Origin of the sequence: Microbacterium caowuchunii, assembly GCF_008727755.1 — a bacterium.
Taxonomy (GTDB): domain Bacteria; phylum Actinomycetota; class Actinomycetes; order Actinomycetales; family Microbacteriaceae; genus Microbacterium; species Microbacterium caowuchunii.
The window spans coordinates 3,066,889-3,090,231 of the sequence record NZ_CP044231.1; the positions used below are offsets into that span (position 1 = coordinate 3,066,889).

Genomic DNA, 23,343 nt, shown 5'->3' on the forward strand with positions numbered 1-23,343 from the left:
GGTATCCCGAGCCGTAGGCTGAGGCCATGCGGACGCGGGACGACATCGAGTGCTGGCTCACCGACATGGACGGCGTGCTCGTGCACGAGAATCGGCCCATCCCGGGTGCTGCGGAACTGCTCCAGCAGTGGCAGTCCCAGGCCACGCCGTTCCTGGTGCTGACGAACAACTCCATCTTCACGCCGCGCGATCTGAGCGCGCGGCTGCGCGCCTCCGGGCTCGTCGTTCCGGAGGAGTCGATCTGGACGTCGGCCCTCGCGACGGCGCAGTTCCTGCGCGGCCAGGCACCGGGCGGCTCCGCGTTCGTGATCGGCGAGGCCGGGCTGACGACGGCTCTGCACGAAGCCGGATTCACCCTCACCGAGACGAACCCGGACTACGTCGTGGTCGGCGAGACCCGCAACTACTCCTTCGAGGCGATCACGAAGGCGATCCGCCTCATCACCCACGGCGCCCGCTTCATCGCGACGAACCCGGACCCGACCGGCCCGTCGCCGGATGGGGTCGTGCCCGCGACCGGCGCCATCACGGCGCTGATCACCAAGGCGACCGGCATGCAGCCGTACGTCGTCGGGAAACCGAACCCGATGATGTTCCGTTCGGCGCTCAACCGCATCGGCGCGCACTCCGAGACGACCGGGATGATCGGCGACCGGATGGACACCGACATCGTCGCGGGCATCGAGGCGGGGCTCCACACGGTGCTCGTGCTCACCGGCATCAGCGACGACAACGAGATCGTCCGCTATCCGTTCCGGCCCGACGAGATCGTCGCCTCGGTGGCCGATCTCCTCTCCCGCGATCCTCTCGAATCCGAGATGCCCGAAGGTCTCTGAGCATGGCCGCCCCGGATGACGCGGAACGCCTCGCGCTGCCGGATGCGGCGGCCTGGCGGGCCTGGCTGCAGGAGAACCACACCCGGTCCACGGGCGTCTGGCTGCTGCGGCCGCGGGCGGGGGTCGTCCGCCCGCTCATCGGGTACGAGGACGCGGTGCGTCAGGCGCTCTGCTTCGGCTGGGTGGACGGCACCCTGCGCCCGATGGACGAGCACACCCTGGGCCAGTGGTACGCGCCGCGACGGCCGGGCAGCGGCTGGGCCGCGACGAACAAGGCCCGCATCCTCGAACTCGAGATGTCGGGCGAGATGACGGATGCCGGCCGACGCGTCATCGCCGCGGCCAAGGCGAGTGGGATGTGGACCGTGCTGGACGGCCCCGAAGCGGGCATCGAACCGGCCGAGCTGACGGCAGCGCTGGATGCGGTGCCCTCCGCGCGGTCCCAGTGGGACGCGTTCCCCGCATCCGCCCGGAAGATGGGTCTCACGCAGATCGCGATGGCGAAGCGGCCGGAGACGCGCACCGCGCGGATCGCGCGGATCGTGGCGGATGCGGCGGCGGGCAGACGCCCGTGAGGAGGAGCGCACATGGATGACCGCACCCTGATGCTGCTGGTGTCGGCCGTGGTGCTGAGCGGCACGCTCGTGGCATTCCTCGTGCAGTACGTCCGTTCCCGGCGCCGCGACGACGACGACTGAGCCCCGCCACGCCCGCAGAGCGGCCTACTGCGGGGCGAGCCCCAGGTCGTCGAGGTCGATCGCGGCCAGCCACTGCAGGCCCTCCGCCTCGACCGCGGCCTGCGCCCCGGTCCTGCGGTCGACGATCACGGCGACGGCGACGGGCTCGGCGCCCTCGCGGCGCAGCGCTTCGACGGCCTTCAGCGCGGACTGGCCGGTGGTGGACGTGTCCTCCACGACCACGACGCGCTTGCCCGCGACATCCGCGCCCTCGATCTGGCGGCCCCGGCCGTGGTCCTTGGGTTCCTTCCGCACCACGAACGCGTCCAGCGGCGTGCCGGCACGCACGGATTCGTGCATGATCGCGTTGGCGATCGGGTCGGCGCCGAGGGTGAGCCCGCCTACGGCGACGATGCCGTCGACGCGGCCGACGAGGTCCAGCATGATGCGGCCGATGGCCGGTGCCGCGCGGTGGTCGAGGGTGAGCTTGCGCATGTCGACGTAGTACGTCGCCTTCTTGCCGCTCGAGAGGGTGAAGTCGCCGTGGAACACCGCCTCGTCGGTGATGAGGCCGATGAGGGCCTGGCGGTCGGCTTCGAGTTCCGGAGTGGATGCGGCGGTCACACCCCCGAGTTTACGGGCGAGCGCGGCACCGTCCGTGTCCACCCCGAGCCCTAGGCTTGGTGGCATGCGTCTGGCCACCTGGAACGTCAACTCCATCCGTGCACGCGTCGTGCGTACCGTCGAGTTCGCGGTGCGCGAGCACATCGACGTGCTGGCCATGCAGGAGATCAAATGCAAGCCGGAGCAGTTCCCCTACGCCCCGTTCGAGGACGCCGGCTATCACGTCGTCGCACACGGGCTGAACCAGTGGAACGGCGTGGCGATCGCCAGCCGTGAGCCGATCGAGGACGTGGAGCTCGCCTTCCCGGGGATGCCCGGGTTCCTCAAGGGCGTCGAAGGTCCCGACGTGCCGCAGGAGGCGCGCGCGATCGGCGCGACGATCGGCGGCGTGAAGGTGTGGAGCCTCTACGTGCCCAACGGACGCAGCCTCACAGACCCGCACTACCTCTACAAGCTGGACTGGCTATCGGCCCTCACCGAGTACACGCGGTCCTCGCTCGCCGCGCAGCCCGACCTGCCGCTCGCCCTCGTCGGCGACTTCAACATCGCGCCGACGGATGCCGACAACGGCGACCCGACCGTCATCGAGGGCGTGACGACCCATGTCTCCCCGCCCGAGCGCGAGGCGTTCCGGGCGCTCGAAGCCGCGGGGCTCCAGGACGTCGTGCGCCCGCTCGTGCCCACCGGATACACGTACTGGGACTACAAACAGCTGCGGTTCCCCCGCAACGAGGGCCTGCGCATCGACTTCATCCTCGGCTCGCACACCGTGGCCGACGCCGTGACGGGCGCCGAGATCCACCGCAACGAGCGCAAGGGCGAGATCCCCAGCGACCACGTCCCGGTGGTCGTCGACCTGGATCTTTCCGGACCGGATGACGACGACGACCGACCCATGATCTTCGGCTGATCCCGCCGGGCAGTCCTACGCGCGGGCGGGGGCGGGCACCGCGGGCACCCGGGATGCGGAAGGTCGGGGCGAAACGGTCGAGCAGCGCCGGCTCCCCTCCAGCATGAAGTGACGCATGCTCGTCGAGAGCAAGTGATGCGGCGCGTTCTCCGTCTCCCGGGGGATGCCGCGGCAGCATCCCGCCCCTACCGTGGAGGGATGCTGCCGCTCTCCCCCACCCAGCAACGCGCCGACGTCCTGCTCGCCGCGGCGATGCTCATCGGCGCGCTCGTGAGCGCCACGCTCTCCTCCGTGTCCGGCATCTACGGCGGGGAGGAGGCGGGCATGCCGCTCGCCGTCCTGTACGCCTTCGTCCTCTCGGTCCCGCTCGCGTTCCGCCGCAGATGGCCGGCGACCGTCGCCGTGATCGTCGCGCTCGCCTACTTCCTCGCCGTCACCCTCCGCGTCCCGGAGATCTACGCCGGCAACATCGCGATGTTCATCACGTTCTACACGGTGGGCGCGTGGTCGCCGCAGCGCCGCCGCGCCTCCCTCGTGCGCGCCGCGATCATCGTGGGGATGTTCGCCTGGCTGCTGATCGTCATGTTCGTCGACGCGACCCAGCCCACCGACGAGGGCCTCTCCCGCGTCGGGGCGTTCTCGCCGTACGTCGCGTACATGATCCTCAACATCCTGCTCAACGCGCTGTACTTCGGCGGCGCCTACTACTTCGGCGAGCGCACGTGGGCGGCCGCCCAGCAGCGCCGGGCCCTCGAGGAACGCACCGCGGAGCTGGAGCACGAGCGCGAGATCACGGGGGCGCAGGCGGTCGCCCTGGAACGCGTGCGCATCGCACGGGAGCTGCACGACGTCGTCGCCCACCACGTCTCCCTGATGGGCGTGCAGGCCGGCGTCGCGCGAACGATCCTGCGGGACGACCCGGATGCCGCGAGCGCGACCCTCGCCCAGGTCGAGGACTCCGCGCGGTCGGCGCTGAGCGAACTGCGCCACCTCCTGGAGACGCTGCGCACCTCCCCCGACGCGCCGGACACCGCCCCCACGACGGTGGGGCTGGCGGGCATCCCGGATCTCGTGCGCGAGGCGGCATCCGCGGGTCTCCGCACGGACTTCCGCATCATCGGCACGCCCACGGACGTCCCCGAGACGGCGCAGGTGAACCTGTACCGGATAGCCCAGGAGGCTCTGACCAACGCCCGCCGGCACGGCGGACCGGGTGCCACCGCGGATGTGCGGCTGCGCTACGACGGCGAGGAGGTCGAGCTCGAGGTCTCCAACACCGGGCGTCCGGTGCGCGACCCGAAGCCCGGCATGGGCCTGATCGGGATGCGGGAGCGCGCCGCCGCATCGGGGGGATCGCTGGAGCTGGTGCCCCGTTCCGGCGGCGGGTACCTCGTGCGGGTGCGGATCCCGCTGGGCGCGGAGGTGCCGGCATGAGCGGCATCCGCGTCCTCCTGGTGGACGACCACGCCATGATGCGGGCCGGGTTCCGCACGATCCTGCGGGCCGCCGGCGACATGGAGGTCGTCGGGGAGGCGGCGACGGGTGCGGAGGCGGTCGAGCAGGCGCGCGAGCTGCATCCGGACGTCATCTGCATGGACGTGCAGATGCCGGACATGGACGGGCTGGAGGCCACCCGGCGCATCGTCGCGGATCCCGAGGCGTCCGGTGCCGTCCTCGTGGTGACCACCTTCGACCGGGACGACTATCTCTTCGCCGCGCTCGAGGCCGGCGCGAGCGGGTTCCTGCTGAAGAACGCGGGCCCGGAGGAGCTCGTCGGGGCGATCCGCGTGCTGGCGGCGGGCGACGCCCTGCTCGCCCCCGAGGTCACCCGGCGGGTGATCGCCCGCTTCGCCGCGGGGGATGCCGCATCCGCCCGCGCGATCGTACCGGGCGGGGCTGCCGGGGCCACCGGGGCCACCGGGAGCGCCGCGGGTCCGGCGGGGGCGGGGGTCACCGGGGTGGCCGGCGGCCCCGCGGGCGGCGGGATCTCCACGGCGGTGGATGCCGCGCGTCCGTGGCCGGGCGATCCCGGGCTCACCGAGCGTGAAGCGGAGGTGCTGCGCCTCATGGCCGATGCCCTCTCCAACGGCGAGATCGCGGCGCGGCTGTTCATCGGCGAGGCGACCGTGAAGACCCACGTCTCGAACGTGCTGCAGAAGCTCGGCGCCCGGGACCGCGTGCAGGCCGTCGTCCTCGCCCACCGCCACCACCTCGCCTGAGCGCCAGGGACGCACAACGGCGGGGATCGGCCCCGACACCCCGCCCCGGCGGGCGCCCGCCCGGCGCGCCGGGGCGGGTCCGTGCCGTTGTGCACGCGGGAACCGGGCGGATGCGGCCGCGCCATCCCCCCGCGGGGGGAGGAGCGGAATCCGCTCCCCGGGGGAGGTGGCGGGAGGGGGCGGACCCGTAGCGTCGAAGCATCGACCAAGGAGGAACCATGCTGCACCTCGCAGGGGTGACCAAAAGCTTCGGCGACCGCCGTGTGCTCGACGACGTCGGCTTCACCGTCGCGGACGGCCGGCTGACCGGCTTCGTCGGCGGGAACGGCGCCGGCAAGACCACGACGATGCGCATCGCCCTGGGCGTGCTGTCAGCGGATGCCGGGACCGTGGAGCTGAACGGATCACCCGTCACCTCGGAGGACCGGCGCCGCTTCGGCTACATGCCGGAGGAGCGCGGGCTCTACCCGAAGATGAAGGTCGGCGAGCAGATCGCGTACCTCGCCCGCCTGCACGGCTACGGGAAGGCCGAGGCGACCGCGAACGCGCACGCACTGCTCGAGCGGCTCGGTCTCGGCGAGCGTCTCGACGACACGGTCGAGACGCTGTCGCTCGGCAACCAGCAGCGCGCCCAGATCGCCGCAGCCCTGGTGCACGACCCCGAGGTCCTCATCCTCGACGAGCCGTTCTCCGGACTCGACCCGATGGCGGTCGACGTGGTCGCCGGGGTCCTGCAGGAACGCGCCGCCCAGGGTGCCGCGGTGCTCTTCTCCTCGCACCAGCTCGACGTCGTCGAGCGCCTGTGCGACGACCTCGTCATCATCGCCGGCGGAACCATCCGGGCCGCGGGCTCCCGTGCCGAGCTGCGCGAGCGCTACTCGACCCCCCGCTACGAGATCGTCACCTCCGGCGACCTCGGCTGGCTCCGTGACGAGCCGGGCGTCGAGGTCGTCGAGTTCGCCGGCGGCCACGCCCGGTTCGACGTGGCCGAGGTGGGCGTCGCCCACCGCGTCCTCCAGCACGCCGTCGCGTCCGGCGACGTGGACAGCTTCACCCCGCAGCATCCCTCGCTCGCCCAGATCTTCCGGGAGGTCATCCGATGAACACCCGCATCCCCGCCGCGCCCTCCACCGCGCAGAGCGTGTGGCTGGTCGCCGAACGCGAGATCGGCTCGCGTCTGCGCAGCAAGGCCTTCGTCGTCTCGACCATCATCCTGTTCGTCATCGCGCTCGCCGCGGTCGTCTGGGGCGGCTTCGCCGCCAACTCTGCGGGGGGCATCAAGGTCGCCGTCACGCCCGCGACCGCCTCGGTCGTGCAGGGCGTCGGCGGCCTGGAGGTCACGGATGCGGACTCCCCCGCCTCCGCCATCACCCTCGTGGAGGACGGCACGGTCAGTGCCGCGCTGATCCGCTCGGAGGACGTCCCCGGCGCGACCGCGCCCGCATCCCCCGCATTCGACTACACGATCGTGGCGAACGAGGACCTGCCCTCGGGGCTGATGTCGCTGCTCAGCCAGTCCCCGCCCGTGCACCTGCTGGATCCCTCGAGCACCGACTTCCTGCTGCGGTACTTCGTCGCCCTGGGCTTCGGCATCGTGTTCCTGCTCGCCGCCTCGACCTTCGGCGGCACGATCGCCCAGTCCGTGGTCGAGGAGAAGCAGACGCGCGTGGTGGAGCTGCTCATCTCCGCCGTCCCGGTGCGGGCACTGCTGGCCGGCAAGGTCATCGGCAACACCATCCTGGCCATGGCGCAGATCCTCGTCCTGGCGGCGATCGCGGTCGTGGGCCTCACGGTGACGGGTCAGGACCTGGTACTCACCGGTCTCGGTCAGCCGCTCGTGTGGTTCGCGGTGTTCTTCCTGTTCGGGTTCATCCTGCTCGCCTCGCTGTTCGCCGCGGCCGGCGCGATGGTGTCGCGCCAGGAGGACATCGGCACGAGCACGGCGCCGCTGACGACGCTCATCATGCTCCCGTACTTCCTGGTGATCTTCTTCAACGACAACCCGCTCGTGCTGACGATCATGTCGTACGTGCCGTTCTCGGCCCCGGTCGGGATGCCGCTGCGCCTCTACCTCGGTGAGGCGATGTGGTGGGAGCCGCTGGTGTCGCTGGTGGTGCTGATCCTCACCTGTGCCGGCGCCATCCTCGTCGGCGCCCGGATCTACTCCCGCTCGCTGCTGCGGATGGGCGCCCGGGTGAAGCTCGCGGAGGCCCTCGCCCGGAACTGACCGCCGCGGCGGGCCACCCTCCACCCGCGAGACTGCAGCGCAACCACGAGACGGACCTCGCCAGGGTCCATCTCGTGGCGTGCGTGCAGTCTCGCGGAGAAGCGGGGTCAGACCCGGCGACGGTGCGCGGCGCGTCCGCCGTGGCCGCCCAGGGCGTCCGCCGCCCGCACCAGCGCGAGATGCGACAGCGCTTGCGGGGTGTTGCCCGCCTGCCGGGCGTTCGCCACGTCGTACTCCTCGGACAGCAGGCCCACGTCGTTGCGGGTGGCGCAGACGCGGTCCATGAGGGCGTGCGCGTCCGCCGGCCGCCCCGAGCACGCCAGCTGCTCCACGAGCCAGAACGTGCACGCCAGGAACGGATGCTCCGCACCGGCCAGACCGTCGATCCCCGACTCCGTGCGGTACCGCGCCACGAGGCCCGTCGTCATCAGGGTCCGCTCGATCTCCGCGACCGTCGCCAGCATCCGCGGGTCGTCGTATCCGCAGAACCCCACCTGGGCGAGCAGGAGCAGGGAAGCGTCGACCTCCCGCGATCCGTAGTGCTGCGTGAAGTAGCCGCCCTCCGGGTCCACCCCGCGGGTGTCGATCTCGTCCCGCAGCCGGTCCCGCAGCATCCGCCACCGCTCCACCGGTCCGTCGAGCCCGAACTCCTCGGCCGCTCGCACGCCCCGGTCGAACGCCGCCCACATCATCGCCCGGGACTGCGTGAACATCTGCAGGTCGCCGCGGATCTCCCAGATGCCGTTGTCGGCCCGCTCGATGTTCCCCTCGACCCCCTCCAGCAGGACCCGCTGCAACGACCAGCTGAACGAGTCCCCGGGGAGCCCGGCGATGCGTGAAGCCTCCAGCGCCACCATCACCTCCCCCACGACGTCGGCCTGGTACTGCCCGACTGCGCCGTTGCCGATCCGGACCGGTGCCGCACCCTGGTATCCCGGCAGGCTGCGGATGACCCGCTCGTCGAGGTCCCGCTCCCCGGCGATCCCGTACATGATCTGCATCTGCGCCGGGTCACCGGCGAGCGCCCGGAGCAGCCACTGCCGCCAGCGCTCCGCGACGCCCAGGAAGCCGTGCGACACGAGGATCTCCAGGGTGAGTGCGGCATCCCGCAACCACACGTAGCGGTAGTCCCAGTTCCGCGCGCCGCCGAACTGCTCCGGGAGCGAGGTGGTCACCGCCGCCACGATCCCGCCGGTCTCCTCGTGCGTGAGCGCCCGCAGCACCAGCAGCGAGCGCACGACCTCCTCGCGCCGTGGCCCGGAGTGGTCGATGTCGGCCGCCCAGTCCATCCACCAGGCCCGGGTCTCCGCGAGCGCGGCATCGACGTCGCACGGCTCCGGGACGGGCGCGTAGGACGGGAACCAGGTGGCGACCAGGTCGACGTGCGCGCCGGCGGCCACCGTGACCCGGCCCCGGTGCGCGTGCCCGTGGGGGCCGAGCTGCACCCCGCGGACGACGAGTGCATCCGGACCGGCGGCCGCGAGGAGCGCCGGTCCGGTCTCGTCGCCGATCTGCCGCATCCACGGCAGAGCGCGGGCGTAGTCGAACCGGACGCGCAGGTGGGTCGTGAACTCCACCTCCCCGGACACCCCGATGATCCGGCGCACGAGATCCACCCGGCCCCCGTCCATCGGCAGCACGTCGTGCACCTCGGCGATACCCGAGGCCGTCTCCCAGCGCGTCACGAGCACGAAGGTGTCGCCGTCGTATCGCCGGGTGACGCGGGCGGTCCGATCACGGGGGCGGAGGTGCCACGACCCCTGCTCGGTGTCGCCGAGGAGGGCGCCGAAGACGGAGGCGGAGTCGAAGCGCGGCGCGCAGAACCAGTCCACGCTGCCGTCCCGGGACACGAGCGCGGCGGTGCGGCAGTTGCTGAGGATCGCGTAGTCCTCGATGGCGTGGCTCACGGTCCGATCATGCCCTGATGTCAACCCTCCCCGCCGTAGGCGACGACGGGAACCGACGGCACTAACGTGGCTGCGATGACGGACGACACCACCCTCGTGATCTTCGGCGGGACGGGCGATCTCGCGGCACGGCTCCTCCTGCCCGCCTTGGCCGAGCTGGTGGATCGCGAGCCGGCGCGATCGGTGCGCCTGATCGGGGCCGGCCGGGGAGAGTTGACCGACGCCGCCTGGCGCGCGCAGGTGCGCAAGGCTTTCGGCGACGAGCGGTCGGATGCCGTCTCCGCCATGGCGAAGTCGACCGTGTACCGGCAGACGGACCCGACCGTGGGCACCGACGTCACGCGTCTGCTCGGGGAGATCGACGGGCGGACCGTCCTCTACTTCGCCGTCCCGCCGCAGGTGACCCAGCGCGCGTGCGAGCAGCTCACCCCGGAGGACCTCGGCGACGACACCCTGCTGGTCCTCGAGAAGCCGTTCGGGACGGATGCCGCGAGCGCCGCCGAGCTCAACGCGGTGCTGCGCTCCCTCGTCCCGGAGGAGCGCATCTTCCGGGTCGATCACTTCCTGGGACAGTCCACGGTGCTGAACATCCTGGGTCTGCGATTCGCGAACCGGCTGTTCGAGCCGATCTGGTCGGCCGATCACATCGAATCCATCGTCATCCGCTACGACGAGTCGCTCGCGCTCGAGGACCGCGCGGGGTACTACGACGCCACCGGCGCACTCGTCGACATGATCCAGAGCCACCTGCTGCAGGTCATGGCGGTCGTCGCGATGGAGGCGCCCGCCACGCTCGACGAGACGGATCTGCGCGACGCCACGGCGGCGGTCCTGCGGGCCACCGCCCTCTGGGACGACAACGCCGTGCGCTCCGCCCGGCGGGCCCGCTACACGGCGGGGCGGATCAACGGCGAGGAGGTGCCCGCCTACACGGACGAGCCGGGCGTCGATCCGTCGCGGCGCACCGAGACACTCGCCGAGGCGACCTTCGAGGTCCGCACGGCACGGTGGTCCGGCGTGCCCATCACCCTCCGCTCGGGCAAGGCGATCGGCCGGCCCTGCAGGGAGATCGTGCTCACCTTCCGCCCCGTGCGCCACCTTCCGGCCGGGTTCACCGGCGCCGCGCCGGGCTCCCGCCTGCGCTTCTCCCTCGGCCCCGATGCGATGAGCCTCGAGCTCAACGTCAACGGCGGGGAGGATCCCTTCGCGCTGGAGCGCCGGTCGGTGGAGGCGTCGCTGGGCGCCGGCTCGCTGCGCGCCTATGCCGAGGTGCTCGCCGGCATCCTCGACGGGGACGCCGCCCTGTCCGTGCGCGGCGACGCGGCGGAGCAGTGCTGGCGCATCGTGCAGCCGGTCCTGGACACGTGGCGGCGCGGCGACGTCCCCCTGGACGAGTACGCCGCAGGCTCCGACGGCCCGGAGGGATGGCCCGAGCTGCCCTGAGCGGATCGCCGCGGGAGCTGCCGGCCGATCAGGTCTGCAGCACGGCCAGGATGTTGCCCGCGGGATCCCGGAACCAGGCGATGTCCGGACCGTGGCCTGCGCCGCGCACGATCCCGCGCTCGTCGGAGCGGAACTCGCTGTCCGGGTAGATCTTGGTCTCCACGCCGCGCGCCCGCAGGTCGTCGACGGCGTCGTCGATGTCGAGCACCGGGAAGTTGAGCACGGTGTACTCGGCCGGGACGTGCCCGGGCTTCTCGTACACCAGCACCCGCGCCCCGGACCCGAGCACGAGCTCGAGGAACCCCATGGGGTTGTCGGTGGTCTCCATGCCGAGGACGTCGCCGTAGAACGTCCGCGCCGCGGCGGTGTCGTCGACGCTGAACCCGCTGAATGCGGCGGTGGCAGTGAACACGGAGCCCTCCTCGGGTCGATTGCGTCTCAGCATCCTCGCCCGTGCTGCGGATGTCGAGGGCTTGTCCCCGCCGCTACCGCTCGACCAGCACGCCGTCGGCGTCGGCCCACACGTGCTTGCCCGGGGTGAACACCACCCCGGCGATCTCGACCGGGACGTCGACCTCGCCGACGCCCGCCTTCGCGCTCGTGCGCGGGTTGGATCCGAGCGCCTTGACGCCGATCGGCAGCCCGCCGATCGCGACGCGGTCCCGCACCGCCCCGTGCACGATGATCCCCGCCCACCCGTTGCGCACGGCCGAGCCGGCGATCACGTCGCCGACGAGGGCGGAGGCGAGCGACCCGCCGCCGTCGACGACCAGGACCGCCCCCTCGCCAGGGGTGGCGAGGGTCGCCTTCACCAGCGCGTTGTCGCGATGGCAGCGGATCGTGCGCACCGGCCCGTGGAACGCGACGTGCCCGCCGACGTCGTGCATCTGCAGGGCGAGCGAGTCGAGCTCGTCGCCGCGTTCGTCGTAGAGATCAGCGGTCGCGAGGGGCATACGCCCACGGTAGGCGACGGTCCCGTGCCGACGGCGGACCGGATGCCGGGAAGAACCGGCGGATTTCGCGGACGGAGAAGACATTCGGGAAGATGGGCCACGTGCATGCTGTTGCATGAAAGCGGGCCGACGACGTCCCCGAATCCCCACACCAGCCTTCGGAGGCATTTCATGACCCCTGTTTCTTCCCGCACCGCCATCACCGACCGGCCCGTCCTCGACGTGTTCGCCGAGCGCTGGAGCACGCGGATCTTCGACGCATCCGCTCCGCTGGACGAGGACGCGTTCGGGAGCGCGCTGGAGGCCGCCCGCTGGGCGCCGTCGGCCAGCAACACCCAGCCGTGGCGCGCCGTCGTCGCGCGTCGTGGCACGGCCGAGCACCAGCGCATCATGGATGCCCTGATGGGCTTCAACCAGGAGTGGGCGGGTTCCGCCTCCGCTCTCGTCGCCTTCGTCGCCGAGATCGCCCGGGAGGACGGCGAGCCCATGCCGTGGGCCGTCTACGACACCGGGCAGGCCGCCGCGTACTTCACCATCCAGGCGCACGCCGGGGGCCTGGCCACGCACCAGATGGGCGGCTTCCACCGCGACCAGGTCGCCGCGGCGTTCGACATCGACCCGCGCTTCGAGGTCATCTCGGTGGTCGCGGTCGGCGTGCTGGGCGACCCGGCCGACGTGTCCGAGAAGATCCGGGAGCGCGAGAACGCGCCCCGCACCCGCCGCCCCATCGCGGAAACCCTGATCGCCGACGCCTGATCGCCGGCCGGCCTAGGGGTCGCGCCGCAGGTGCACAACGGCGGGGATCTTCGTTGACACGCCGGGGCGGATGCCTCCGGCCCGGCGTGCCGGCAGGGATCCCCGCCGTTGTGCTCGGCGCGCCGGGATCCCGCGCACCTTAGATCGCCGGGCCGGACTTCGCCAGCCCGCGCCTGCGGGGCGCGACGCGTGACTATCGTGAAGCATGACACCGAGCATCGTGGCGATCGGGACCGCCGTTCCCGCCACCCGACTCACGCAGGACGAGATCCGCGAGGTGTTCGCCGCCCAACCCGGTGTCGACCGCCTGACGAAGCGGCTGATCCACGCCGCCTTCGACGCATCCGCCATCGAGACCCGGCACACCGTGCTCAGCGATCTCGCGCCGGGCGGACGCTCCGACCCGGAGGCGCTCGAGGTGCGCCGGGACGGCCTGCTGCTCTCCCCGTCCACCGCCCGCCGCAACGATGAGTTCCGGCGCCTGGCGCCCGCGCTGTTCGCGGACGCCGCGCGCCGCGCACTCGCGGACGCGGCGCTCGAACCCGACGCGGTGACCCATCTCGTCACGGTCTCGTGCACCGGGCTGTACGCCCCGGGACCGGATGTGGGCCTCGTGCGCGAGCTCGGCCTGGACCCGGGGGTGGAGCGCTATCACCTCGGCTTCGTCGGCTGCGCGGCGGCCATGCCCGCTCTCCGCGCCGCGCACCGCATCGCCACCGCGCGCCCGGGCGCGGTGGTCCTGGTGGTCTGCACGGAGCTGTGCTCGCTGCACCTGCGCGCCTCGTCCGACCCGCAGCAGATCGTCGCGGCATCCGTCTTCGCCGACGGCGCGTCCGCGGCGATCGTCACCTCCGACGACCGCTTCGCCGGGGGCACCCGCCTCGAGTTCGGCGAGTTCGCCACCGCGCTGACGGCGGACGGGGACGAGGAGATGGCCTGGGTCATCGGCGACGAGGGGTTCGAGATGACGCTGTCGGCCGAAGTGCCCCGGATCGTGGGCCGCGAGGTGCGGGGCGCCGCCGCCGCCATCCAGGACTGCGAGGTGTGGGCCGTTCATCCCGGCGGACGGAGCGTGCTCGACCGGGTGGCTGCCGGGCTCGACCTCTCCGAGGAGCAGATGACGCCCTCCCGGCGCATCCTGCGGGAGTACGGCAACATGTCCAGCGCCACCATCCTCTTCATCCTCCGCGAGATCCTGCACGACGCCTCGGCCGGCGAGACCTCCGTCGGCGCGCTCGCCTTCGGTCCCGGCCTGACGGTGGAGACGGCCCGTCTCTCCCGTCGCGCGCCCGCCACGGCATGAGCCTGCGCGAACGTGACCGCGCACTGCGGGAGCTCATGGACGATCCGGACGCCGACCAGCGGCGCCTCGCGGCGACGCTGGAGCGGTTCGGCACCGTGAACCGCCTCATCTCCGGCTGGGGGCGCGTGTACCGGCGCTGGGCGCGGCCTCATCTGAGCGGGCTCGGACGACCCGCCCGCATCCTGGACCTCGGATGCGGCGGCGGCGACGTGCTCGCCCGCCTCGTCACCCTCGCGACCGCCGACGGCATCCCGGTCGAGGGGCTCGGCGTGGATCCCGATCCGCGCGCCATCGCCGTCGCCGCCGGCCGGGCACGGCGCAGCCCGCACATCACGGTGCGCTGCACGGACTCCGGCACGCTGCGTGCCGAGGGCGAGCGGTTCGACCTCGTCGTCTCGAACCACGTGCTGCACCACCTCGACGACGGTGAGCTCCACCGGTTCGCGGACGATTCCAAGGCGCTCTCGCGAGGCCTGGTCCTGCACGGCGACATCGAGCGCGGCCGCACCGCGTACGGACTCTACGCACTGGGGATCACCCCCCTCGCCCCGGGCACGTTCCTGCGCACCGACGGGCTGCGGTCCATCCGGCGCAGCTACCGGACGGGCGAGCTCGACGCCGCGCTGCGCCCGACGGGGAGCTGGTCGGTCCGCCGCCCCGCACCGTTCCGGCTGCTCGCCGTGGGACACGGGCATGGCTGACGTCGTCGTCGTGGGCGCCGGCCCGGTCGGGCTGCTGATCGGCACGGAACTGCGCCGGCGGGGCGTGGACGCGGAGATCCTGGAGCGCCGGGACGACGCGGGGGGCGGATCGCGCGCGATCGGGATCCACGCGCCGGTGCTGGCCGCCCTCGAGCCGTCCGGGCTGACCGAGCGACTCCTGGACGACGCCGTCCGGGTCCGCCGGGGCGAGGCGCGCGCCGGGCGGGACCTGCTCGGCACTGTGCGGTTCGACCGCCTGGACACGCGGTTCCCGTTCGTGGCGACCCTGCCGCAATCGGCCACCGAGGCCGCTCTCGGCGCGCATGCGCCCCGCATCCGGAGGGGCACCTCGGTCACCGGGATCCGGCCTGACGGTGACAGCACCCGCATCCTGATCCACACCGCGGACGGGCCCGGCGAGGTGTCGGCACGGATCGTGGTCGTCGCCACCGGCGCGGGTGGACGCGGGCTCGTCTACCGGCGCCGCTCCGTGCCCGTGCGCGCCTACGCCGGGCGGTACCTCATGGCGGACACGGATGTGGCGGCCGACGACCCCGTGGCCATCGTGCGCCTGGAGCGGTCCGGGGTGCTCGAGTCCTTCCCCCTCCCGCACGCCCGCCGGAGGTACGTGACGTGGGACCCCGAACCGGCGGACGAACGGCCGGAGGCCCGGCTCGCCCGGCTGCAGGGGGCGCTCGCCGCGGCGGGCGAAGAGGACGCCGCCGGCCGGGTGGACGCCGCATCCGCCTTCCAGATCCGGCGCGTGGTGGTCCCCCGGATGCGGCGCGGAGGCGTGGTCGTCGTCGGCGACGCCGCCCACGAGGTCAGCCCGATCGGCGGCCAGGGCATGAATCTCGGACTGCTGGACGCCGCCTCCCTCGCCCCGATCCTGGCCGACTGGGCGCATACCGGCGCGGCTCCCGAGGCCGACCTCGCGCGCTGGGAGCGCCGCCGCGTGGCCTCCGCGCGGACGGCGGCGGCCCTGGCCTCCCTGAACACGGCGCTGGGCCGCCCGCTCGGACCGTGCGCCGACTCTGCGCGCCGTGCCGCCCTGCGGGCCGCTCTCGCGCCCCCGGCGCGGATGCTGTTCGCGCGGGCGTACGCGATGGGCTTCGATCGCGACGCCTGACCCTCGCGGCCGGATCAGGCCGCGAGGGTCAGGATCAGGCCGCGAGGGCGCCGCCGGTCGCCACGAGCTGCGCGGCGAGCAGCAGCGCGGAGAGCATGACGAGGCGGAACACCATCCGTCCGGCGGCCCCCTGCAGCGCGGCCACCGCGCCCAGCACCGCCACGCCCAGCACCGCGACGAAGAACGCCCAGGACGCCGGCGCGACCTCGGCGACGTCGCCGCCCACCGGCCCCAGCAGCACCGCCACGGCTCCCACGGCGACGCCCAGCGCGGCGAGCACCGCGGACGCACGGGCGCCCAGGCGGTGCGGGAGGCCGCGGATGCCGGTGCGCCCGTCGTCGTCGAGGTCGGGGAGCACGTTGGTCAGGTGCACGGCGGCGCCGAGCGCGGCGCCCGCGACGACGGCCCAGCCAGCCGAGAACCTCGGCTCGGCAGCCGACAGCGTCGCGAGGGAGGGGAACAGGCCGAAGCTCACCAGGAAGGGCAGGAGGGAGAAGGGCGTGGCCTTCGCCCCGGCGTTGTAGGCCCAGGCGGATGCCAGGGTCACCGCATGCACGCCGAGCATGCCGATCCCGAGCGGCACCGAGAGGAGGAGCGCGACGAGGAGGCATCCCACCGCGGCGACCCACGCGGCGCGCACGCTCACCACCCCCCGCGCGATGGGCTTGTCGCTGCGGCCGACGATCCGGTCGCGGGTGACGTCGATCGCGTCGTTGGAGATGCCGACGGAGAGCTGACCGGCGAACACGGCGGCCGTCAGGAGGACGAGCCGCCACGGCTCGAGACCGGCGGCGAGCCCGAGGGCCAGCGCCAGCGCCGTGACCACGCACGTGGGCCCGGGATGCGAGGACTGCCACAGTCCGCGGGCGGTGACGGCGACGGGCGTGGTCATGCCCCGACGCTACGCGATCGACCGATCCGCGCGAGGCCCCCTTGCACCGGGCACCCCGTGCGCCCTACGCCCGCCCAAGCATGACGACGCCCCGCCCCCGGAACGGGAGGCGGGGCGTCGCCGGGACGGTCAGTCGTCGAGGATCGCCTCGATGACCTCGTCCTCGTCGCCCGCGTCGGAGACGTCGTCCGCGGCGGGTCCTGTGCTGGTGAGCACCAGCTGCGACCCGTCCACCGCGACGTCGACGCGTACCGTGTCGCCGTCGTGCACCCCTCCGGAGAGGATCGCCATCGCGAGGCGGTCCTGGATCTCGGCCTGGATGAGGCGACGCAGCGGCCGTGCCCCGTACACCGGGTCGTAGCCGCGCTCGGCCAGCCAGGCACGCGCATCCGGGGTCACGGCGAGCGTGAGCCGGCGATCCTTCAGCCGGCGCTGCAGCGCATCGACGGACAGCTCCACGATCTGCGCGAGGTCGTCCTCGCTCAGCGCCTGGAAGATGACGGTGTCGTCGAGTCGGTTCAGGAACTCCGGCCGGAACGCCTGACGCACCAGCGCCAGCACCTGCTCGCGCTTCTCCGGCATGGAGAGCGTGGGGTCGATGAGGATCGGCGAGCCGAGGTTCGAGGTCAGGATCAGGATGACGTTGGTGAAGTCCACCGTCCGCCCCTGGCCGTCGGTGAGACGCCCGTCGTCCATCACCTGCAGCAGCACGTCGAAGACCTCGGGGTGGGCCTTCTCGACCTCGTCCATCAGCACCACCGAGTAGGGACGACGGCGCACCGCCTCGGTCAGCTGACCGCCCTGCTCGTACCCGACGTACCCGGGAGGGGCACCGACCAGGCGCGAGACCGAGTGCTTCTCGCCGTACTCCGACATGTCGATGCGCACCATGGCGTGCTCGTCGTCGAAGAGGAACTCCGCGAGCGCCTTGGCGAGCTCGGTCTTGCCGACACCGGTCGGTCCGAGGAAGAGGAACGAACCGGTCGGCCGGTTGGGGTCGCTGATCCCGGCGCGGGAGCGGCGCACGGCGTCGGCGACGGCCTTCACGGCCTCCTTCTGTCCGATCAGGCGCTTGCCGAGCTCGGCCTCCAGGTGCACGAGCTTCTCCGTCTCGCCCTGCATGAGACGCCCGACCGGGATGCCGGTCCATGCCGCGATCACCGCGGCGATGTCCTCGTCCGTGACCTGATCGTTCACCATCCGCTCGTCGCTGGACTCCGCCTTCTCCGCGGCCATGAGCTCGCGCTCGAGCGCGGGGATGTCGGCGTAGAGCAGCCGCGACGCGCGCTCGAGGTTGCCCTCGCGCTGCGCGCGCTCCGCCTCCACGCGGGCCGCGTCCAGCCGGGTCTTGAGGTCACCGACGCGGTTGAGCGAGGCGCGCTCGCTCTCCCAGCGCGCCTGCAGCACGCCCAGGCGGCCCTCCTCGGCGGCGAGGTCCGTGCGCAGCTTCTCCAGCCGCTCCTTCGAGGCGGGGTCCTTCTCCTTCTTGAGGGCGAGCTCCTCCAGCTTCAGGCGGTCGACGTGCCGGCGCAGCTCGTCGATCTCCAACGGTGCGGAGTCGATCTCCATACGCAGGCGCGACGCCGCCTCGTCGATGAGGTCGATGGCCTTGTCGGGCAGCTGCCGGGAGGGGATGTACCGGTTGGAGAGGGATGCGGCGGCCACCAGCGCGCCATCCGCGATGGAGACCTTGTGGTGCGCCTCGTACCGCTCCTTCAGCCCACGGAGGATGGCGATCGTGTCCTCGACGGAGGGCTCGCCGACGTAGACCTGCTGGAACCGGCGTTCCAGTGCCGCATCCTTCTCGATGAACTCCCGGTACTCGTCGAGGGTCGTCGCACCGATGAGGCGCAGTTCACCGCGGGCGAGCATGGGCTTGAGCATGTTCGAGGCGGCCACCGAGCCCTCGCCGCCGCCGGCGCCCATGAGTACGTGCAGCTCGTCGATGAAGGTGATGATCTGCCCGTCGGACTCGGTGATCTCCTTGAGCACGCTCTTGAGGCGTTCCTCGAACTGCCCCCGGTACATGGCGCCCGCGACGAGCGCGGAGATGTCGAGGGAGACGAGCTCCTTGTTCTTGAGCGATTCGGCGACGTCACCGGCGACGATGCGCTGGGCGAGTCCCTCGACGACGGCGGTCTTGCCGACCCCGGGCTCGCCGATGAGGACGGGGTTGTTCTTGGTGCGGCGCGTGAGGACCTGGCTGACTCGCCTGATCTCGCTGTCGCGACCGATCACGGGGTCGAGCTTGCCCTGCCGCGCGCGCTCGGTGAGGTTGATCCCGAACTGTTCGAGGGCGCTCTGCGCCTCCTCCTGCCCGGGCTGTTGCGTGGCGTTCATTCGTGCTCCTGAAGTCTCTGCGACTCAAAGTTGAGTCTGTTTCACTCAAGTTTAGCATCGAGCCCTCAGCCGCGCGAGAGGCTTCCGCCCCCGCTCCCCCGCCATCCCCGTCCCGCCCCCGCTCCCCCGCCATCCCCGTCCCGCCCCCAATTCCCGCGAGACTGCACGCACGCCACGAGACGGACGTAACCAGCCGCTGTCTCGTGGCAGGTATGCAGTCTCGCGGGGAGGGAGGGCGGCCAGGGAGGGCGGTCAGGCCAGGGCGGGGGCGGGCTGGGCGGGGGCGGACGGCTGGGCGGGGGTGCGGGAGCAGGAGAACCGGGCGCGGTAGGCGGTGGGGGTGGTGCCGAGCACCCGGGTGAAGTTCTGGCGCATGACGGCGGCGGAGCCGAACCCGCACTCGTACGCGATCCGGTCCAGCCCGAGATCCGTCCGCTCGAGCAGCCGCTGGGCCTGCAGCACCCGCTGCCGGCCGAGCCACGCCGCCGGGGTGGCCCCCAGGTCGGCCTTGAACCGGCGGGCGAACGTGCGCGGGGACATGTGGGCCTTCGCGGCGAGCTGCTCGACGGTGAGCTCCTCGCGGAGGTTCTCCAGCATCCAGTCCGTCACCGGCGCCAGCGACAGCGACGCGGTCTCCGGGATCGGGCGGACGATGAACTGCGCCTGACCCCCGTCGCGCTGCGGGGGCACCACCATCCGGCGCGCGATCGTGTTCGTGGCCTCCGGGCCGAGTTCCTGACGCAGCAGGTGCAGGCACGCGTCGAGCCCCGCAGCCGACCCCGCGCTCGTGATGACCTTGCCGTCCTGCACGTAGAGCACGTCGGGATCGACGTCGATGGCCGGATACATCTGCGTCATCTGCTCGGCGTACTTCCAGTGCGTGGTGGCGCGCCGCCCGTCGAGGATCCCCGCGGCGGCGAGCACGAACGCACCGCTGCAGACGCTGAGCACCCACGCGTCCCGGTCGACCGCGCGGCGCAGCACCTCGGCGATGCGCAGATCCACGCCCGCCCACGCCGCGCGCGGCACCGGCGTGACCACGACGAGATCGGCCTCGTCGGCGAAGGAGAGGTCGTTCGGCACGTTGATGGAGTACCCGATGCTCGAGGGCACGACACCCGGCTCGAGGGCGCACACGCGGAAATCGAAGGGCTCGATGCCGTCGTCGGACCGGTCCAAGCCGAACGCCTCACAGGCGAGGCCGAACTCGAACGGGGTGAACCCGGCCTGCACGATCACGGCGACGGTCTTCATGGCGGCTCCCTCGCATCAGACGTGGCAGGATTCATCCGAACGGTGTCCACCCTGCCACTCGTGACATTATGGCACGGGTCGTAGGTTTTCTGCCATGACTCTTCTCCTCGTTCTCCTCGCCCTCGTCGTCGCCGCCATCGCCGGCACGATCCTCCTCGTCGCCTCGGACGGGCACGGTCCCGTCCGTACCGACCGGATGCGGATCCCGGACCGGGATCCCGGGCCCGCGGACGGCTGGACCGGCCGCGCCGGAGCGCCCGCCGCGTCCGTCCCCGCACAGGAACCGCCCGTCGCTCCCCCCGAAGGCCGCCACCCCCGGGTGACGCCGCGCGACGACTCCCCTCGGCACGGCATCCGGCGCGTCGCCTGACCGTCACGTCGCCTCATCCGTCGTGCGGTCTGATCCGTCGCATCCCCTGATCCGACTCGGGGACGCGGGACGTGCCCGGCGCAGGCGATACCCCGCGCCGGGCACGGACCCCGTCAGCGACGCCGGCGCAGCGCGAACACGGCGACGACCAGGGCGAGCACTCCCGCGCCCAGACCCGCACCGCCGAGCCACAGCGCCGCGGCGGAGGCGGGCTCGGTCTCTGCGGGGGCGGCGGCCCCGGCGGCATCCTGACCGTCGGCCGCGTGCGCGCCATCCTCACCGTGCGAACCGTGCGAACCGTGCTCGTCCGAGGATGCGGTCGGCTCCCCCACCGCGACGACGGCTGCCGGGAACTCGGGCTCTTCGGCGCCGGGTTCGGCGACCTCGGTCCATGCCGCCTCACCCTCCGCGCACTGCTGGACGACCGGGAACGCGACCTCCTCCCCGGCCAGTTCCTCGGCGAAGCGCACGTCCATCCCAACCTGCCCCTTCAGCCCCGTGTCGATCGGCGTGACCGCCGTGTACGTCACGCTCGTGGTCCGGCCGGTCTCGGTGACGTCGCGGTCGACGGTCCATGCCGCGTCCGCCAGCGGGAGGACGTTCGTGACGCCGTCCGGAATGGTCACGACCAGAGCCGTGGTGGGCGACTGCTCGCATCCGTGCGAGAACGAGAAGGTGAGCGAGGATGCCGCGCCGGCGGCCGCCGCATCCGGTGTCACGTGGATGTGCGCCGAGGCGGCCATCGGAGCGGCGAGGGCGAGGCCGCCGCCGAGCAGCAGACCGGTCAGCAGACGGCGGCGGGGGCGCGAAGGAAGGGTGTTCATGGTGTCTCCTCAGAGGACGATGCGGATGCCGCGGCGGCGCGTTCGAAGCGCGGACGCGGAGGGACCGCAGAAAGGGGACCGCGGCGATCGGACGATGCCGTCGCGGCGGCGAGAGAGAAGGAGAGGTGGCTGCGCGGAACCCGTGCCGGCACAGGCGCGACCCGCCCGATCGCCTCGGCGTCGGGCGTGCGGAGTCCGTTCAGGCCGCCAGGGCGACCGGCGGACCGCGCCGGCCGTTCGCCCGCGGGCTGACGAGGTCGCCCACGCGGTGATCGCGGGGTACATCGATGGGCGCGCGACGCGGCGCAGGCGACTGCTCCGCGAGAAGGGACGGAACCCACCGGCGCAGCCAGGCCAGCGCTTCCGCGGCCAGGGCGCGGAGGCGACGGGCGGCGCGTTCCCCGCGGTACAGCGCGGCCGTCGTGAGCGCGGCCGCGAGCAGGTGCCAGAGGAGCATGCGTCCGTCGGTCGCCGGCAGGAGGGCCCCCGTCGCGGGCAGGACGGCACCGGTCGCCGGGGACGGCACGGCGGCGTGGTCGTGTCCGGTCACCAGGCGCGGCGCCCCGGTGGACACGACGCCCAGCACGAACAGCGAATGGAACAGCGCCTGGCTGCCGGTCACGGCGAGGGACAGCCGGATGGCGGAGAGCCGCGGGCCGGCGAGCACGGTGCACACGAACACGGAGAGCACGAACGGCACGAGGAGGCCGAGTGGCCCGGGGACGGCACCCCCGGCCGAGACGTGCGAGAGAAGGGCCACGAAGGTGGCGACGGATGCCGCGAGCGAACCGCGGACGACGCGGGCCCCTCCGGATCGACGCATGGCACCATCCTCCCATCCGCGCGGCGCACGCACGGACGACCGGGACACCGGAACGACTCAGCGGGCGAGCGTGCGGACGGCGTCGAGGAGAGTCCGCGCGGACGCATCCCAGGTGAAGCGCGCGATGTGCGCGGTGCCCTCGGCGATCAGCCGGGACCGCTCCTCGTCGTCGTCGAGCGAGCGCACCGCCTCGGCGACGGCGGCCGGGTTCAGCGGGTCCACGTACCGTGCACCGGGTCCGGCGACCTCGTGGAAGATCTCGAGGTCGCTGACGACCACGGGCACGCCCAGCGCGAGCGCTTCGGCCAACGGCAGCCCGTACCCCTCGTCCAGGCTCATGCTGGCCAGCACCGCGTCGTCGGCGAGCAGCCGCGCGTACTCGGCGTCCGAGACGCCGTCATGGAAGATGATGTCCGCGCCCGCGGGTGCGATCGCCTCGAGCTCCGCACGGCGGGCGGGCGAGATCCGGCTGAGGAGGTGCAGGGTCCGTCCGGGGAGCCCCGCCATCGCGCGCACCAGGGTCTCGACGTTCTTGTACCCCATGAACGACCCCATGTAGACGATGTTCCGTGGGGCGCCGCCGGGGACCGGAGCGTCGGGGGGAAGCAGGTCGGCCAGCCGCTGCGGCGCGTTGGGCACGACGAGGACGGGTCGCTTCGTCAGCCGCACGGCGTCGAACTGCCGGCGGCTCGTCTCGCTCACGGTGGCCACCACGTCCGCGCCGTTCAGCGTGAGCCGCTGCGGCACGTAGCTGAGGTGGAACAGTCGCCACAGCGCGCGGACCGGCAGACTGAGGCTGCGCGGCGGCGTGCGGTGCCGGTAGTAGATCATGTCGTGCAGGGTCAGGATCAGCCGGTACCTCCGGCCGAGTGAACCCATGGTCTGCAGTGGCGAGAAGACGACGTCGGGCTGGTAGCGGTTCAGCACGAAGGCCGTGAACGGCTCCTTCGGTGACGTCTGCTCGTGGATGCGCAGGTGCACCGCACCCTCGGGCAGATGGACGATCTGAGCCGGATCGTGGATGAGGAAGACGAGTTCCACGCCCGCTTCCGCCGCGACGGGCGCGAGGGCGCGGGCGAGCTCCTGCGAGTACCGGCTGATCCCGTCGTGGAAGTCCGTGCGGATGTACCGCGCGTCGAAGAAGAGGCGCATCCG

Annotated in this window: 23 protein-coding genes; 13 read left to right on the forward strand and 10 right to left on the reverse strand. The window is 72.5% G+C overall.

The annotated features are described in order from the left end of the window. Positions 1 to 26: 26 nt before the first annotated feature. Together F6J84_RS14445 and F6J84_RS14450 are read left to right on the forward strand one after the other, a co-directional pair. Positions 27 to 836, forward strand: coding sequence for an HAD-IIA family hydrolase (locus F6J84_RS14445; protein WP_150974463.1), 810 nt, complete (start codon positions 27 to 29; stop codon positions 834 to 836). A 2-nt stretch (positions 837 to 838) separates the two neighbouring features. Then, positions 839 to 1,411: a YdeI/OmpD-associated family protein gene (locus tag F6J84_RS14450; protein WP_150974464.1), complete on the forward strand. Its 573-nt coding sequence runs from the start codon at positions 839 to 841 to the stop codon at positions 1,409 to 1,411. A 147-nt stretch (positions 1,412 to 1,558) separates the two neighbouring features. Here F6J84_RS14450 and pyrE read toward each other — a convergent pair whose 3' ends face one another. After that, positions 1,559 to 2,137, reverse strand: coding sequence for an orotate phosphoribosyltransferase (gene pyrE, locus F6J84_RS14455; protein ID WP_150892648.1), 579 nt, complete (start codon positions 2,135 to 2,137; stop codon positions 1,559 to 1,561). Positions 2,138 to 2,201: 64 nt separating this feature from the next. Between pyrE and F6J84_RS14460 the strand changes: the two genes are divergently transcribed. The 5 genes from F6J84_RS14460 (at position 2,202) to F6J84_RS14480 (ending at position 7,493) form a co-directional block, all read left to right on the forward strand. Continuing rightward, positions 2,202 to 3,047, forward strand: a complete 846-nt coding sequence (locus F6J84_RS14460) for an exodeoxyribonuclease III (protein ID WP_150974465.1) — start codon at positions 2,202 to 2,204, stop codon at positions 3,045 to 3,047. Positions 3,048 to 3,245: 198 nt separating this feature from the next. Next, a complete protein-coding gene (locus F6J84_RS14465; protein ID WP_150974466.1) occupies positions 3,246 to 4,481 on the forward strand; it encodes a sensor histidine kinase in 1,236 nt (411 codons plus the stop codon). Then, the gene (locus F6J84_RS14470; protein WP_150974467.1) at positions 4,478 to 5,266 is read left to right on the forward strand and encodes a response regulator; all 789 of its coding nucleotides are present in this window, start codon (positions 4,478 to 4,480) and stop codon (positions 5,264 to 5,266) included. The genes F6J84_RS14465 and F6J84_RS14470 overlap by 4 nt, the downstream gene beginning before the upstream one ends. A 218-nt stretch (positions 5,267 to 5,484) precedes the next feature. Beyond that, a complete protein-coding gene (locus F6J84_RS14475; RefSeq protein ID WP_150974468.1) occupies positions 5,485 to 6,369 on the forward strand; it encodes an ABC transporter ATP-binding protein in 885 nt (294 codons plus the stop codon). Then, positions 6,366 to 7,493, forward strand: coding sequence for an ABC transporter permease (locus F6J84_RS14480; protein ID WP_150974469.1), 1,128 nt, complete (start codon positions 6,366 to 6,368; stop codon positions 7,491 to 7,493). The genes F6J84_RS14475 and F6J84_RS14480 overlap by 4 nt, the downstream gene beginning before the upstream one ends. A 107-nt stretch (positions 7,494 to 7,600) precedes the next feature. Here the strand turns inward: F6J84_RS14480 and F6J84_RS14485 are convergent, their stop codons facing one another. Continuing rightward, positions 7,601 to 9,400 carry a glycoside hydrolase family 15 protein gene (locus tag F6J84_RS14485; RefSeq protein WP_150974470.1) on the reverse strand — a complete coding sequence of 600 codons (1,800 nt, stop codon included), beginning with the start codon at positions 9,398 to 9,400 and terminating at the stop codon, positions 7,601 to 7,603. Between the two features lie 75 nt (positions 9,401 to 9,475). Here F6J84_RS14485 and F6J84_RS14490 point away from each other — a divergent pair, with 75 nt between their 5' ends. After that, positions 9,476 to 10,843: a glucose-6-phosphate dehydrogenase gene (locus F6J84_RS14490; RefSeq protein ID WP_150974471.1), complete on the forward strand. Its 1,368-nt coding sequence runs from the start codon at positions 9,476 to 9,478 to the stop codon at positions 10,841 to 10,843. A 28-nt stretch (positions 10,844 to 10,871) separates the two neighbouring features. Here the strand turns inward: F6J84_RS14490 and F6J84_RS14495 are convergent, their stop codons facing one another. Further along, positions 10,872 to 11,255: a VOC family protein gene (locus tag F6J84_RS14495; protein WP_396652337.1), complete on the reverse strand. Its 384-nt coding sequence runs from the start codon at positions 11,253 to 11,255 to the stop codon at positions 10,872 to 10,874. A gap of 73 nt (positions 11,256 to 11,328) precedes the next feature. After that, positions 11,329 to 11,796, reverse strand: coding sequence for a ribonuclease E activity regulator RraA (rraA, locus tag F6J84_RS14500; protein WP_150974472.1), 468 nt, complete (start codon positions 11,794 to 11,796; stop codon positions 11,329 to 11,331). 171 nt (positions 11,797 to 11,967) lie between these two features. On the opposite strand from rraA, the gene F6J84_RS14505 reads away from it, so the two are divergent. From F6J84_RS14505 to F6J84_RS14520, 4 genes are all read left to right on the forward strand, one after another. Beyond that, positions 11,968 to 12,552, forward strand: a complete 585-nt coding sequence (locus tag F6J84_RS14505) for a nitroreductase family protein (RefSeq protein ID WP_150892658.1) — start codon at positions 11,968 to 11,970, stop codon at positions 12,550 to 12,552. Between the two features lie 205 nt (positions 12,553 to 12,757). Further along, on the forward strand, positions 12,758 to 13,855 hold the full coding sequence (locus F6J84_RS14510) for a type III polyketide synthase (protein WP_150974473.1): 1,098 nt from the start codon (positions 12,758 to 12,760) through the stop codon (positions 13,853 to 13,855). Next, on the forward strand, positions 13,852 to 14,556 hold the full coding sequence (locus F6J84_RS14515; RefSeq protein ID WP_150974474.1) for a methyltransferase domain-containing protein: 705 nt from the start codon (positions 13,852 to 13,854) through the stop codon (positions 14,554 to 14,556). The genes F6J84_RS14510 and F6J84_RS14515 overlap by 4 nt, the downstream gene beginning before the upstream one ends. Continuing rightward, positions 14,549 to 15,685 carry an FAD-dependent oxidoreductase gene (locus F6J84_RS14520; protein WP_150974475.1) on the forward strand — a complete coding sequence of 379 codons (1,137 nt, stop codon included), beginning with the start codon at positions 14,549 to 14,551 and terminating at the stop codon, positions 15,683 to 15,685. The genes F6J84_RS14515 and F6J84_RS14520 overlap by 8 nt, the downstream gene beginning before the upstream one ends. A 34-nt stretch (positions 15,686 to 15,719) precedes the next feature. Here the strand turns inward: F6J84_RS14520 and F6J84_RS14525 are convergent, their stop codons facing one another. From F6J84_RS14525 to F6J84_RS14535, 3 genes are all read right to left on the reverse strand, one after another. Further along, a complete protein-coding gene (locus F6J84_RS14525; protein WP_150974476.1) occupies positions 15,720 to 16,577 on the reverse strand; it encodes a UbiA family prenyltransferase in 858 nt (285 codons plus the stop codon). Positions 16,578 to 16,706: 129 nt separating this feature from the next. Continuing rightward, positions 16,707 to 18,917, reverse strand: a complete 2,211-nt coding sequence (locus tag F6J84_RS14530) for an ATP-dependent Clp protease ATP-binding subunit (RefSeq protein ID WP_150974477.1) — start codon at positions 18,915 to 18,917, stop codon at positions 16,707 to 16,709. A gap of 252 nt (positions 18,918 to 19,169) precedes the next feature. After that, complete coding sequence (locus F6J84_RS14535; RefSeq protein WP_150974478.1) at positions 19,170 to 20,171, reverse strand: GlxA family transcriptional regulator; 1,002 nt, start codon at positions 20,169 to 20,171, stop codon at positions 19,170 to 19,172. A 94-nt stretch (positions 20,172 to 20,265) separates the two neighbouring features. Between F6J84_RS14535 and F6J84_RS14540 the strand changes: the two genes are divergently transcribed. Further along, positions 20,266 to 20,541, forward strand: a complete 276-nt coding sequence (locus F6J84_RS14540) for a hypothetical protein (RefSeq protein ID WP_150974479.1) — start codon at positions 20,266 to 20,268, stop codon at positions 20,539 to 20,541. Positions 20,542 to 20,654: 113 nt separating this feature from the next. Here F6J84_RS14540 and F6J84_RS14545 read toward each other — a convergent pair whose 3' ends face one another. The 3 genes from F6J84_RS14545 to F6J84_RS14555 all read right to left on the reverse strand — a co-directional run bounded on the left by F6J84_RS14545 (position 20,655) and on the right by F6J84_RS14555 (position 23,340). Then, positions 20,655 to 21,365 (reverse strand): DUF1775 domain-containing protein, encoded by a 711-nt coding sequence (locus tag F6J84_RS14545; protein ID WP_150974480.1) that lies wholly within the window; start codon positions 21,363 to 21,365, stop codon positions 20,655 to 20,657. A 199-nt stretch (positions 21,366 to 21,564) separates the two neighbouring features. After that, positions 21,565 to 22,188, reverse strand: a complete 624-nt coding sequence (locus F6J84_RS14550; RefSeq protein ID WP_150974481.1) for a hypothetical protein — start codon at positions 22,186 to 22,188, stop codon at positions 21,565 to 21,567. Between the two features lie 57 nt (positions 22,189 to 22,245). Then, positions 22,246 to 23,340: a glycosyltransferase family 4 protein gene (locus tag F6J84_RS14555; protein ID WP_150974860.1), complete on the reverse strand. Its 1,095-nt coding sequence runs from the start codon at positions 23,338 to 23,340 to the stop codon at positions 22,246 to 22,248. Positions 23,341 to 23,343: the final 3 nt, after the last annotated feature.

Bases quoted from the DNA above. Each gene is read 5' to 3' on its own strand.
- F6J84_RS14525 (WP_150974476.1), bottom strand. From the start codon at position 16,577: ATGACCACGCCCGTCGCCGTCACCGCCCGCGGACTGTGGCAGTCCTCG.
- F6J84_RS14450 (WP_150974464.1), top strand. From the start codon at position 839: ATGGCCGCCCCGGATGACGCGGAACGCCTCGCGCTGCCGGATGCGGCG.
- F6J84_RS14530 (WP_150974477.1), bottom strand. From the start codon at position 18,917: ATGAACGCCACGCAACAGCCCGGGCAGGAGGAGGCGCAGAGCGCCCTC.
- rraA (WP_150974472.1), bottom strand. From the start codon at position 11,796: ATGCCCCTCGCGACCGCTGATCTCTACGACGAACGCGGCGACGAGCTC.
- F6J84_RS14550 (WP_150974481.1), bottom strand. From the start codon at position 22,188: ATGCGTCGATCCGGAGGGGCCCGCGTCGTCCGCGGTTCGCTCGCGGCA.
- F6J84_RS14470 (WP_150974467.1), top strand. From the start codon at position 4,478: ATGAGCGGCATCCGCGTCCTCCTGGTGGACGACCACGCCATGATGCGG.
- F6J84_RS14465 (WP_150974466.1), top strand. From the start codon at position 3,246: ATGCTGCCGCTCTCCCCCACCCAGCAACGCGCCGACGTCCTGCTCGCC.
- F6J84_RS14460 (WP_150974465.1), top strand. From the start codon at position 2,202: ATGCGTCTGGCCACCTGGAACGTCAACTCCATCCGTGCACGCGTCGTG.
- F6J84_RS14480 (WP_150974469.1), top strand. From the start codon at position 6,366: ATGAACACCCGCATCCCCGCCGCGCCCTCCACCGCGCAGAGCGTGTGG.
- F6J84_RS14490 (WP_150974471.1), top strand. From the start codon at position 9,476: ATGACGGACGACACCACCCTCGTGATCTTCGGCGGGACGGGCGATCTC.
- F6J84_RS14475 (WP_150974468.1), top strand. From the start codon at position 5,485: ATGCTGCACCTCGCAGGGGTGACCAAAAGCTTCGGCGACCGCCGTGTG.
- F6J84_RS14520 (WP_150974475.1), top strand. From the start codon at position 14,549: ATGGCTGACGTCGTCGTCGTGGGCGCCGGCCCGGTCGGGCTGCTGATC.
- F6J84_RS14510 (WP_150974473.1), top strand. From the start codon at position 12,758: ATGACACCGAGCATCGTGGCGATCGGGACCGCCGTTCCCGCCACCCGA.
- F6J84_RS14535 (WP_150974478.1), bottom strand. From the start codon at position 20,171: ATGAAGACCGTCGCCGTGATCGTGCAGGCCGGGTTCACCCCGTTCGAG.
- F6J84_RS14445 (WP_150974463.1), top strand. From the start codon at position 27: ATGCGGACGCGGGACGACATCGAGTGCTGGCTCACCGACATGGACGGC.
- F6J84_RS14505 (WP_150892658.1), top strand. From the start codon at position 11,968: ATGACCCCTGTTTCTTCCCGCACCGCCATCACCGACCGGCCCGTCCTC.
- F6J84_RS14515 (WP_150974474.1), top strand. From the start codon at position 13,852: ATGAGCCTGCGCGAACGTGACCGCGCACTGCGGGAGCTCATGGACGAT.
- F6J84_RS14545 (WP_150974480.1), bottom strand. From the start codon at position 21,365: ATGAACACCCTTCCTTCGCGCCCCCGCCGCCGTCTGCTGACCGGTCTG.
- F6J84_RS14540 (WP_150974479.1), top strand. From the start codon at position 20,266: ATGACTCTTCTCCTCGTTCTCCTCGCCCTCGTCGTCGCCGCCATCGCC.
- F6J84_RS14555 (WP_150974860.1), bottom strand. From the start codon at position 23,340: ATGCGCCTCTTCTTCGACGCGCGGTACATCCGCACGGACTTCCACGAC.